Annotated in this window: 8 protein-coding genes; 2 read left to right on the top strand and 6 right to left on the bottom strand. The window is 42.8% G+C overall.

All coding sequences use genetic code 11. The annotated features are described in order from the left end of the window. Positions 1-136 precede the first annotated feature (136 nt). Positions 137-673 carry a hypothetical protein gene (locus tag WAZ74_RS10120; protein ID WP_422308176.1) on the top strand — a complete coding sequence of 179 codons (537 nt, stop codon included), beginning with the start codon at positions 137-139 and terminating at the stop codon, positions 671-673. Positions 674-775: 102 nt separating this feature from the next. On the opposite strand, the gene WAZ74_RS10115 is transcribed toward WAZ74_RS10120, so the two are convergent. From WAZ74_RS10115 to WAZ74_RS10095, 5 genes are all read right to left on the bottom strand, one after another. After that, positions 776-1,438 carry a YsnF/AvaK domain-containing protein gene (locus WAZ74_RS10115; protein WP_422308175.1) on the bottom strand — a complete coding sequence of 221 codons (663 nt, stop codon included), beginning with the start codon at positions 1,436-1,438 and terminating at the stop codon, positions 776-778. Positions 1,439-1,652: 214 nt separating this feature from the next. Next, on the bottom strand, positions 1,653-2,501 hold the full coding sequence (locus tag WAZ74_RS10110) for a DUF2382 domain-containing protein (protein WP_422308174.1): 849 nt from the start codon (positions 2,499-2,501) through the stop codon (positions 1,653-1,655). A 432-nt stretch (positions 2,502-2,933) separates the two neighbouring features. After that, the gene (locus WAZ74_RS10105) at positions 2,934-4,115 is read right to left on the bottom strand and encodes a thiolase family protein (protein ID WP_422308173.1); all 1,182 of its coding nucleotides are present in this window, start codon (positions 4,113-4,115) and stop codon (positions 2,934-2,936) included. A gap of 94 nt (positions 4,116-4,209) precedes the next feature. Then, the gene (locus tag WAZ74_RS10100) at positions 4,210-5,553 is read right to left on the bottom strand and encodes a homoserine dehydrogenase (RefSeq protein ID WP_422308172.1); all 1,344 of its coding nucleotides are present in this window, start codon (positions 5,551-5,553) and stop codon (positions 4,210-4,212) included. Positions 5,554-5,835: 282 nt separating this feature from the next. Then, the gene (locus tag WAZ74_RS10095; protein WP_422308171.1) at positions 5,836-6,690 is read right to left on the bottom strand and encodes a DsbC family protein; all 855 of its coding nucleotides are present in this window, start codon (positions 6,688-6,690) and stop codon (positions 5,836-5,838) included. A gap of 463 nt (positions 6,691-7,153) precedes the next feature. Here WAZ74_RS10095 and WAZ74_RS10090 point away from each other — a divergent pair, with 463 nt between their 5' ends. Further along, positions 7,154-8,083 carry a DUF808 domain-containing protein gene (locus tag WAZ74_RS10090; RefSeq protein ID WP_422308170.1) on the top strand — a complete coding sequence of 310 codons (930 nt, stop codon included), beginning with the start codon at positions 7,154-7,156 and terminating at the stop codon, positions 8,081-8,083. 117 nt (positions 8,084-8,200) lie between these two features. Here WAZ74_RS10090 and WAZ74_RS10085 read toward each other — a convergent pair whose 3' ends face one another. Next, positions 8,201-12,571, bottom strand: coding sequence for an Rne/Rng family ribonuclease (locus WAZ74_RS10085; protein ID WP_422308169.1), 4,371 nt, complete (start codon positions 12,569-12,571; stop codon positions 8,201-8,203). Positions 12,572-12,797: the final 226 nt, after the last annotated feature.

Genomic DNA, 12,797 nt, shown 5'->3' with positions numbered 1-12,797 from the left:
GTCCCTGTTTAACAGGGGCTTTTTTATGGGCTGAGTAAAATTAGTATTGGCATTGTAGTGATTACTTACAAATTCAACATAGGCGTGCATTTATAGACAGGCTATAGTGTTTAACATATTTATTTGGGAGAGCATTGTGAATTTAGAATTATTAAAACAGTTGCGTACCTCCGTAGTCATAACAGGTTTGCTGGCTGGTGCCATGACGATTAGCGCCTGCCAACCAAAGCAAGAGACAGAGCCAAGTTTAGAAGACAGCATCAGTGAAGAGCAGTCAGTGCCTATGTCTGCTGAGCCTGCCGAGCCAAGTGACGTAGTCGTAGATGCGCCTATTAACGACGTGGAAGATGATACGATTGCTTCGGTCAATACAGGCGTGAATCAGATAACGTATTTATGTTCACCTGAGCTGAGAGTTGAAGCGACTTACAAAGACATGGACAATCAAGTGGTTATTGGTACTGCTCAAGGAACGGTAACCTTGACGAAGACTAATGATGACAGTAATCCTGAAGTATTTGAAGCAGCAACTGCTATTGATGGTAGTGAAGGTTTTGTGCAGTGGCGCGTGGCTAGTAAAGAACGTGAAACGGGTGTGATGCGTACAGCGGGTAAAGATGCAGCCAATGTTACTACTTATGATTGTAAGAAAACAGCAGAAAATGCTATGTAATAGTAGTTCTTATTAATTTATTCTCAAATTAAAATACCTCATAAAAAAAGCAACGTTCGCGTTGCTTTTTTACGTTTAATATTTAAATTCTTTAAAAATAATTTATTTTTTATGAGCTGAATTGCCGTCGTGTGCTAAAAAACCTTCTTCTTTGACGTCTAGCTCTTCATGTTTAAGCGCTACTTGGATACTATCAGTATGCGTATGTGTGGTTTTTTCAATCGCCACTTCTTGAATAACATAGGTATCTTTGGTAATAGTCGCTACTTGACGCGATAGAATTATCTCAATCGGTTCATCGCCGATCTCAACCTGCTTGCCATTGATGGTAACGACTGCCTTGCTATCTAACGATGGCTCAACGTGACGCAAGATATCTTTATCATCATAATTGCCTGACAATAAATCCTGACTCTCAGCATCATCATATTCAGTCTTTATTGTCACATACTCTTCCACCAGCTCAATAGGCACTTGGATAGTTTTAGTACGAGAGTGCTTAGTGACGGTTACTTTACCCACATCTAAGCGCTCTTTATTGACCACTGGACGCTCTTCTAATAATTCTAAATAACCACCGTTGCCAGTATTTGTTAGATTATTTACAACGTTATCTTTTTGATTGGCTAATATCGCTTGCTCCTGATTATCTGCAGGTAACGATAAGCTTGATGACGTTAATTCATCGTGTGAGCTGTGCTCAGTAGCGTTTGCAAGGTCAGGATAGCTGGTGTCAGGATAATTATTTTCATTATTGGCGTTCATGGTGATGTTCCTCATTATTAAGCATAAAAAACGGTTAGATATAAAAAAAGACCAGAGACAAAGCTCTGGTCTTATCTACTAAGCGGGTACGCTCAGCTGCTAGTAACTATCGCATAATGGTTCTTTAAATAATAGCGCTTTAGATAACAGTGCTTTAAATAACAAACATCTAAATCACTAATTACATCTTGCAGCTATGCGAAAGAGTAGCCTATTACATACCACGAGCGCGGCGTACATCTTCAGCAGTAATGTCATCACGAGTGAATGGGTTACCATCACGGTCAATTACATTACCATCACCGTCAATATCTAACTCTTCACGCTGAATGGTTTCTACCAGAGTTTCAGTGTGCTGTTCTGACGTTTTACCGACATTTACTTCTTCAGTGACATAAGTCTCTTTGTTCACGCGTGCACGTTCAGCTTCTAGCTCAACTTCAATGGTCTGATTACCATCGATATCGCCGATACGGCGTTCTGTTGGGCGGTCTACATTGGTGCGTTCGATATTGGCATGTTCTTCTTCTAGGTTGACATCGATATTTCGTTCTTCGGTGACCACATGCTTACCGACTTTTACCAAACCAGCTACGATACGATCTTTATTAACGGTCAAACGCTCTTCTAATAGCTCTAGCGTATTTGGCGCATTATAAGCAGTGTCTGTAATTTCCATACGCTCTGCTACTGGAATACTATCGGCGACAAATGATTGGCGATCTTTTTGATACTGATCTTTATAGCTATATTGATAATCGTGGTCGTACACTTCCATTGCTTCTACTTGCGCTTGCGTTAAGCTATCAAAGAATACATCATCACCGACGATACGTGCCAAACCGGCTGGTACCAATACTTCTTTTGTGCTAAACCAACCACCTGCATCAACGATTAAATAACGAATGCGACCAGTGGTATCTTCTACCAAGGCACCATCAATCTTACCAATTTTTTCTTCATTAACACCATAGGCTGTTTTGCCCGTTGGATCATAATAGTCATCACCAATTAGGTCACGGTGGGTAGCTTGGATATCTTTCAAACGAATTAGTTGGCTCATTATTATCTTCCTTTTGTATGAGTAGATTAACAGTTATTCTAAATTTGCATTGCTGTAATTTGCATAAACTATTTTACCAATAATTTATTTTATTAAATTAACGATGGTAGCAAAGTGCGTTAAGCTGCCTCTGCATCAACTTGTTATTATCGTAACAGCAGGGTTTGGAATGAGATATATGAGCAAAGTAGCAAAGTGTTCGCTTGAAGTAAACGCGTGTAATAGCCTGTAAAAGAAACAATCCCTATATAAATTTAAGTTAACACTTTCTTACTGTCATAAATGGCTTGTCGTTATTTGTAAGGTTTGAGTATAAAAAAACCGCATTGCCAAAGATAATTAGCAATGCGGCTTTTAAATTTTGGCAAATATATTAAAAGATTACAACCTACGAGCGATTTTAGCAGAGCTAATATTTAGAACGATAGAATATTAAGCAAGTTCAATAGCCACTGCTACGGCTTCACCGCCACCGATACATAACGTCGCAACGCCTTTTTTGCCGCCAGTACGCTTTAGAGAGTTGATGAGGGTGATTAAGATACGAGCACCTGAACAGCCTACTGGATGACCAAGTGCACAAGCGCCACCTTCAATGTTTACTTTAGCATGGTCGATGTTTAAATCATCCATAGCGGCCATCGTAACCATGGCAAACGCTTCATTGATTTCCCATAGATCGACATCAGCCACTGACCAACCAGCGCTTGCTAATACTTTTTCAATCGCACCAATCGGCGCAATCGTAAATTCGCTCGGGTGACGAGAGTTAGAAACGCTCGCAACGATACGCGCTTGGTAATCAAGACCTTCAGCTTTGGCTTGTGACTCTTTCATCAATACGACAGCGGCAGCACCGTCTGAGATTGAGCTGGCATTTGCCGCCGTGATGGTACCGTCTTTTGAGAAGGCTGGACGCAGGGTAGGAATGCGCTCAGCATTGGCAAGGGCAGGCTGCTCGTCAGTGTCAACGGTTTGCTCGCCTTTACGGGTTTTAAAGGTAACCGCTGTAATTTCATCTTCGAAATGACCCTCTTTAATAGCAGTTAACGCACGGTTAAGCGATTCGATAGCAAAATCATCCATTTGCTCACGGGTATAACCTTTTTCATCTGCCATTTCTTGCGCGAACTGACCCATCAGCTTACCTGTTTCGGCATCTTCTAGACCATCTAAGAACATATGGTCTTTGACTTCTTTATGTCCCATACGATAGCCGCCACGCGAACCTGGCATGATATAAGGGGCATTGGTCATCGATTCCATACCACCGGCAACAGCGACATTGAAGCTGCCCGCTTTGATACCGTCATGGGCTTGCATGACCGCTTTTAGACCTGAGCCACATAGTTTATTAATCGTCACTGCACCCGTTGCATCAGACAGACCTGCTTTACGCATGGCTTGACGAGCAGGACCTTGACCCAAACCTGCGGTCAAGATACAACCCATAATGACTTCATCGATACTATCAACGTTAACACCTGAGCGCTCAACAGCAGCTTTGATAGCGGTAGCGCCCAAATCAGTTGCGCTAACATCGGTAAGTGCGCCTTGGAAGCCGCCCATTGGGGTACGTGCGCCGTTTAAAATTACAATTGCATCGTTTGACATCGTTATTATTCCTTTTATATATTTTAAATGAAAGTGTTTTACTTACTTAGTAGATATTTGGTTTTTTAACTGCCAGACTTTTTAATGATCAGACTTACGCCAGCTCATCTAGGCGAATGCGTACCACTTTATCAGGAACCGTATCTAGCTTCTCAATTTTTTCGATGGCCAGATTCATTTGGCTCTCAACCACAGGTAGCGTTAAGATAATCACGGGCACTTGACCAAGTTTATGGGCAGGTTTTTGTAAAATTGCATCGATATTGATACCAGCATCACTCAAAATACGCGTGATATCAGCCAATACCCCAGGATTATCATAAGCATGGACGCGTAAATAATAACCGGTGATCATCTGCTCAGCACGCAATATCGGCGTGTCCGATAACTGCTCAGGTATAAAAGCTAAGTGTGGAACATGATGGCTATTATTGCCTGGATTGCTTTGATCATCAGTACCCAAGACGCGTACTAAGTCCATCACATCTGCCATTACCGCAGAAGCAGTCGCGCCAGCACCTGCACCATCGCCACAATAGAGCGTTTGCCCAAGTGGATGAGAGTTTACCAACACCGCATTCTTTACACCATTAACGTTGGCAAGTAGGGCGTTCTGCGGAATAAGCGTTGGATGTACACGCAGCTCAATACCAGCGGCTTCACCATTACCTGTACCATCACGGCGCACCGCAAAACCTAAGTGCTTGATACGGTAGCCAAGCTCTTCAGCATAGTTAACATCTTGTAAGGTGATACCAGTAATACCTTCACAGTAAACTTTATCAAACTGTAGCGGAATACCAAAGGCGATAGAGGCAAGTAGTGCCAGTTTGTGCGCGGCATCAATCCCTTCAACATCAAAAGTAGGGTCTGCTTCTGCATAACCAAGCTCTTGTGCTTCAATCAAAACGTCTGCAAATGGACGACCTTTATCACGCATTTCAGTCATGATAAAGTTGCCAGTACCATTGATGATGCCAGCCAGCCAATCAATTTTATTGGCAGCCAATCCTTCACGCATGACTTTAATAATCGGAATACCGCCAGCTACCGCTGCTTCATAAGCGACGTGGACATTATGCTGTTCCGCGAAAGCGAAAATCTCATTACCATGCTCAGCCAGTAATGCTTTATTGGCCGTGACTACATGCTTGCCATTTTTAATGGCGTGCATAATGACGTCTTTCGCGAGAGTAGTACCGCCGATCACTTCGATGACGATATCGATATTATCACTGGCAGCGGTTGCCATCAAATCACTGTTTTGAATAATATTAGGATCGATATCGTCACGCTGACGACGGGTACCAACTTCGGTAATCACAATGTCGCGTCCGCTACGACGTTTTAGTTCATCTAAATTATCATTGATTAGATTGATCACACCTGTGCCGACGGTGCCTAGACCAAGTATCGCTAGTTTGATGGATTTGCTCACAGTATCCTCAAGAGATTAAATAGTTGGATAAAAAATGTTTCTGTAAAAGCACTTAAATTATAAATGCACTTAGATTATCAAAATATTTAGATTATCAAAGTACTTAGATTATAAAAGTGCTTAAATAGAGAAATGCCTATATGAATAACTTACATAAACAATAGCTTAGATAAAAATATACGGCTAATTTTGCCTAGCGCTTTATCGTATCATACCGACAAGCGCTGATGGCGTCTACCCACTCTCAATGTCGCCAAAGTCAGCAATATCATGGGATAGATATTAGCTAGCATTTATCGCTTGTGCCAATTGTGCGGCTGGTAAATAACCACCCACTTGCTGTCCAGATTCAGTAAAGATAGCAGGCGTACCGTTGACACCAAGGCTTCTGCCAAGCGCCATTTGCGATTGTACAGGGCTGTTACAACTAGCTGCTTGCACATTTGCACCCGCTTTACCCTGATCCATGGCGGCGTTACGGTCTTCGCTACACCAGATGGCTTCCATTTTTGGTACCGATTCTTCGCTGCGTGGCCATGCCAAATACCGCACCTCGATACCGCGGGCATTAATATCCGCCATATCTTCATGCAATTTGCGACAATAGCCACAATCTGCATCAGTAAATGCGTAAACCACAGACTTTGTCACACCTTTTGCTGGATAAATAACCATGTCTTTTTTGTCGACTGCTTTCAGCGCTGCTTGGGCGGTACTAGCAACCAACGCGGCACTAATATCTACTGGCGCTTCTGCACCAACTGCGATAATTTGCCCTTGAATAATATGCTTGCCTCCTTTATCCGTAAAAAACGAAGGCAGCCCTTCAGCAGTCACCCAATAAATATCCGCCATATCGGTAGGTACCGCTGAGAGAATAGTCTCTTCAATACCTGATGTTTTTAAATTGGCTTGCAAGGATTTGACCACATCGGCATTGCTGTCTTTAGATATCGAGGTTGTACTAGTTTTGGCATTGGCACTATTGATAACGTTGGTGTTACTGGTCGCATCTGCGGCATTATTAGAGCAGCCAGCAGCAACAACAACCAGCAATGCAGCAGCCGTTGCACGAGATAGGTGGTTGCGAGAAAGTTTTTTGCTAGTGAGCGTAGCGTTAGAATGGAATAAGGACATAGGGCGTTTCCTATAGGCAGATATGCCTAATCGTGTGTTCGTAACAAAAGGTATTGGGATAAGTGGTAAGTTTTTGGTAAATAAAAGCTACTAAATAAAAGCTGTTATATAAATTACTAATGAGATAGTTCTTAATAGATTGATTTTCAATGATTTTCGAAAATAAAAATTGCAGAAGCAAATTGCAGAATCAGCAAATAGAAAGTGCTCTATATTAACATATTTTTATAAATCACGACTAAAAGCCATCTTATTGTCTTCCTAAATAGATTATTAGAATGTCTTCATAATGAAAAGCATAATAAGAGACAAGATACATTTATGCTATGTAATATAACCTTATGTCTAGGTAGGCTACAAGAAATTATATGGTTTACAGAGGTTAATTAAATAGCGATCAGATTTAATAATCATTATTTCAAATTTTTCTATTTCACTAAATTTATTTTAAGGAACGTGTATTATGGCAGGTGCCAGTTTATTAACCCTACTTGATGACATCAGCTTGATATTAGATGACGTCTCACTAATGACCAAGGTTGCTGCCAAAAAAACGGCTGGCGTCTTAGGTGATGACTTAGCACTTAATGCTGAGCAAGTTACTGGTGTCAAAGCAGATCGTGAGTTGGCAGTCGTGTGGGCAGTGGCTAAAGGCTCATTCATCAATAAACTTATCTTGGTACCTTCAGCACTATTGATTAGCGCTATTTATCCACCGTTAGTAACATTGCTATTGATGTGTGGCGGGTTATATTTAGCCTATGAAGGTGCGGAGAAAATAATCCATAAGTTTTGGCCACATCTTTTGCCGCACGATGAAGAGCAAAATGCGCGCCTACGTGCCAATGCCGATGAGACAATCGATTTGGTCGCTTTTGAAAAGGAAAAGATAAAAGGCGCAGTACGCACAGATTTTGTGCTATCGGCTGAGATTATTGTGATTTCGCTTGGTGCAGCCGCTGGTGCAACGTTGTTAGAGCAAAGCTTGGTTCTCGCTATTATTGCAGTCGCTATTACTGTTGGCGTTTATGGATTGGTCGCAGGTATTGTCAAAATTGATGATTTAGGCTTATATTTGATGAAGCAATCGGGCAATGTTAAGCAAAAAATAGGTGGGTTTCTATTGTCTGCTGCGCCAAAATTAATGAAGTTTTTATCTATCGCTGGCACGTTAGCTATGTTTTTGGTAGGTGGTGGCATCTTAGTTCATGGTATTAGTTTTTTGCATCACGAAGTTGAGGACATAGCGCATCTGACTGGTGTATTTGAAAGTCTAACGACTATGTTATTAAATGGATTAGTGGGTCTAGTTATCGGTGTTTTAGTCGTCGTTATTGTCACTGTGATTGGTAAAATACGCAATAAAGACAAAAGTGCTTCTTCTGCACATTAAATAGACAGTCAGTTAAGCAAATTCGATTAAGTATAAAAAAGCCCTAAAGTTGAAAGCCCCAAAGTTATAAGCAACTTTGGGGCTTTTATCGTTAAGGCTGCTTTTAGTTTACTGCGATTAGCTCTCGCTATCTGAGTTATCAGACTCCGATTTTTCAGCTTGCGTTGGCTTCTTATGCTCAGCCTTAGGCTTACGAGTACGAGCCTTTGGCACCTTAGGGGTCGTTAAGTTAAACATACTTTTTTGTGGTAACAGTTGCTCAGCCACGTTTTCAATCATATTTTTATAACTGGCTATCGTCGTTTTTGACTTCGCTGCCTGAATTTCCTCTTTCGTAGATAGTTCTACTATTGATTCGGCAGGTTGCTCAGTTTCGCTTTGCTCTATATTAGCCTCTTTAACTTCAGCAACTTCATCATTAACTTTAGGTTCTTTTAGCTCCGCTTCGTTGACGTCAGCAGCTTCATCCTTCGTAGTTTTAGCCTCAGGAGTGACTTCAACTTCAGATTGCTCCGTGCTTACTTCTTTTAACGTTTGCTCTATGTGTAGCAGCTGTTCGCTATCCGTACTCACCTCAGCTGCTTGCGCTTGATTAGCCAAAGCCGTTGCATCTACTGTCTGAGTGTCAATCTCGCTAGTAGCTTGAACTGATTCGTTATTTGGCTCATCGGAAACAGCAAATACTGCTGACTCTTTATAGTCAGGGTGCTGACCACGTGGGTCGTTGCTCGCCCGTTTATTAATGGCACGCGGCTCCACGTCTGTTTTACCTTGCGTTGCTGCAAACTGACTGACGGCTTGCGTCATCGCCTCAAAGCGTGCGAGATAATCTGCTGCTAATGGCTGATAGCCGTAGTTGCTAAAATCAAAATTATTATTGGCAGTTTCGCCAGTAGCAAGTTGATTGTCATTGGTGCTTTCAAGCTTATCATTTGCTGCGACTTGAACGTCTGCCTGCTTTAGATGCAAAGCAATAGCAGCGTTAAAGCAGTTGATGACACCGTCTGTGGCTAAGCGACTTTCAGCCTCTGGTAGAGTCGCACGGATAAACTCACCAACCGTACCACGAATGGTCGGTGCGCTCATAATGGTTTGCTGGTTTTGTGTGTCTACCTGAGCTGTTTCAGGAGCTTGTGCTTCCGCCTGCTGACGACGTACCACGCGTGGGTCATTACTGGCTTGCCCAAATTTATCGGCAGTAATGTAGCGTTTAGCAAATAAGTCTTCATGGATAGGCTCAATCGCTGAGTGACTGGCGCTACTAGTATCGGTAACATCAGTAGCTACTTGGTCAGTATCAACACTTTTATCATCAGCTTCTATTTCTTTAGCTACTGCTACTGGCGCGATATCCTCTACTTTGGCCTCAACTGATTTTTGCTCATGAGCAGTACTGTTAGTTTGGCTATCAGTGCTAACTTTTGAGGTTGCTGTCTCAGCTATAGAGGATTTCTTATCGTCGGCTTTAGCGCTTTCTGCCGAAACAGATGTTTGCGCTTTGCTATCAGTAGTGCTTATCTGCGTATCTTCTACTTTTGCCTCTTCTATTAAAGCTTTTTCATTTACAGCAGTATTGGCTTGTATAGTGCTATTTTTTGCACTATCAGTAGCGTCGCTGTTTATATTAGCAGACGGTTGAATGGTACTTTGCTCAACTGCCGTCTGCTTATCAGCATGCTGCTGGGCATTGTTTTCTAGATGCTCTTTTACGCTATCAGTAACATTGTTATTATTTACCGAATTTTGCTTTTCAGTCGTCTGATGTGCTGCCCGTACTGATTTACTGTCATCTAAAGACAAGTGCACAACTTCTGGCGATTTGAGCTCAGTAGCGATTTCATTGACCTGCAACACAACCTCGTTAGGATCTTGATTACGGCGTGCATTGGACTGACTTTTGCTACCGTTAGCGTCTTTATTGCTTTGTTGATTGTTTTGCTGGCTATTAGCCGCTGTTAATGTCTCACCGCGCTCAAGTTTGCCGCGTGAGCTACGTTGGCTATGTGATTTGCGCTTAGCACGAGCTTGCTCTTCTACAGTGTTGTTCTCATTACTCTTATTTTCAGAGTCATTGCTTTCGCTAACATTGCTTCCGCTGGCATTGCGCTCGTTTGCATTGTGACGGTTGTCTTGACGATTGTTGCGATTGCGATCGTTAGGGCGTCTGTTATCTTGCTGACGTTTATCTTGGTTGTCAGCTTTATCTTCAGCGCTCGTTGGGCTGCTGTCAGTCGTATCACTAGCGGCGCTATTGCCAGTTTCATCTGACGGCTCTTTTCTTGGACGCGGCTTAGAGGGTCTTGTTTTGCGTGGCTTGCGTCTTCTTCTATCTTCAGCGTCGCTGCTATCGTCAGTATTACTATTATCAGTCACGTTATCGGTATGACGTGCCTGCTGATTATTAGCGTTATTATTTGACGGTTGGCTACTGCTTTTTTGATTACTATTCTGCTGATTGTTGCTTTGTTTGGGTGCTGATGCGTTTTGATTGTCATCATTTAATACACTGTTATCCACTTGTCCAAACGAGCCCAGACTCTGCGCGCCGGTATTGACCAGCGCTTCAATAGCTTCAGCTGCATCGCGACTACTGACGCCATTGGTCGTTTGTGCTTGTGGCGCTTGGGCAAACAAATTAGACAACCAAGCAACTGCTTGCGGCTGGGCAGCAGTAACATTAGCAGATTGAGTCACTACTGGAGCAGAAGTGGTCGCAACGTTCGGAGTACTCTGTGCTTGCGGCGCATGCACTGGCGAAATATTGTTTGTATTCGCATTTGTATTCGCACTGTTGCGACGTTCATTGCTATGACTGGTAGTATTCTGCTGCTGCTCAGGCGTGCTCGACTGTGTATTAGTAGGAGCAGGGGCTTGATTGCTGGTGCCATTATCCGCAACCTGACGTGGTTGGCGGGTAGGCTGTTGCTCTGGGCGCTCTTTTTCAGCGGTTTGCCAGTCAACTTCATAACCCAAATCGCTATGTTCTTGGGCTGTATCCGTAATACGCTCATAGCTCGATGGGGCAAAGCCATCACGATTAAAGTGCAATTTGAAGTTTGGCGATTCTAAATGCGCGTGTGGCAAAATAGTAATACGCGTACCGCTATCTTGCTCGAGATAAACTAAGGCATCGCGTTTTTCATTCAATAAGAATGCTGCGATATCGGTCGGCACTTCTGCCTGCACTTCACCTTGACGTTCTTTTAGCGCAATTTGCTCAATCTGACGCATAATTGACAATGATAATGAACGCAAATCACGAATCATGCCGTTGCCATGACAACGTGGGCAGATATAACCGGTTGATTCTTCTAGCGACGGACGTAGGCGTTGACGACTCATCTCCATCAAGCCAAACTTCGAGATATCGCCAAACTGGACGCGAGCACGGTCATATTTGGTCGCATCAATCAGACGTTTTTCGACTTCTTTTTGATGTTTATTGTCATTCATATCGATGAAGTCAATGACAATTAGGCCGCCCATATCACGTAAACGTAATTGGCGAGCAATCTCATCGGCTGCTTCTAGATTGGTATGATAAGCGGTCTCAGCAACATCTGAGCCTTTGGTAGATTTAGCAGAGTTGATGTCGATAGAGACCAACGCTTCAGTTTGATCGATAACGATTGAGCCACCTGATGGCAGACGAACTTCGCGCTGATAAGCCGTTTCAATCTGCTTTTCGATATTAAAGCGCGAAAACATGGGCTCATAATCGGTATATTTGCGCAGTTTTTCTGCTTGTGTTGGCATGACCGCATCGATAAAACCAGCGGCTTCGATATAGGCGTTTTCGTTATCAATCCAAATCTCAGCAATATCATCACGTAGATAGTCGCGCACAGCACGCGTAACCACACCTGCTTCTTGATGAACCAAGCGCGGTGATGGGTATTTTTGATTTTGTTCTTGGATAGCTTGCCAGATATTCAGCAAATGATTTAAATCGTGTTGCAAATCTTCTTGGGTTTTACCAATACCGGCAGTACGAATAATGACGCTCATGCCTTTTGGCAAATCAAGACTGCCTAGCATGCGTTTCATATCTTCGCGCAATTTACCTGAGATTTGACGCGAGATACCACCACCGCGAGGGTTATTCGGCATTAATACCAGATAACGTCCTGCTAATGACACATAAGTCGATAGAGCAGCGCCTTTATTACCGCGTTCCTCTTTTTCAACTTGGACGATGAGCTCGTCACCTTCTTTAATCAGTTTTTTGATGTTTTCGTCACGTGGGTTGCCACTTAAATATTCGGCAGAAATTTCACGAATCGGCAAGAAACCTTGACGCTGTGAGCCATATTCTACAAACACGGCTTCAAGCGAAGGCTCGACACGGGTCACATGACCTTTATAGATATTGGATTTTTTTTGTTCGCGGGTACGGTTTTCTAAATCGAAATCGTACAGATGATTGCCTTTACAAAGGGCAACACGAATTTCTTCGTTTTGGGTAGCGTTGATCAAAATGCGTTTCATAATGGTATCCTATGAGTACGCATAACGATGACGAGACAGGCTTTAGAGCAAAGTGGCAAGCGCTGCTAATAATAAAATTAGCGTGAGCGGATGTTAATTAACGGTAGAACGTAAAGCATGAATTTAATAAAGCGCGGCGGCTTTTTTCAAAAGCTTTTGACCTAAAATCATCAGCGAAGCTAATGGCGGTAACGTCAACATAGAGGGTATAGAGTGTAAGGCTATA

Source organism: Psychrobacter sp. (genome assembly GCF_049295055.1).
Taxonomy (GTDB): domain Bacteria; phylum Pseudomonadota; class Gammaproteobacteria; order Pseudomonadales; family Moraxellaceae; genus Psychrobacter.
The sequence above is the reverse complement of the archived record's forward strand: the minus strand, read 5'-3'. Positions and strand labels throughout refer to the sequence as shown.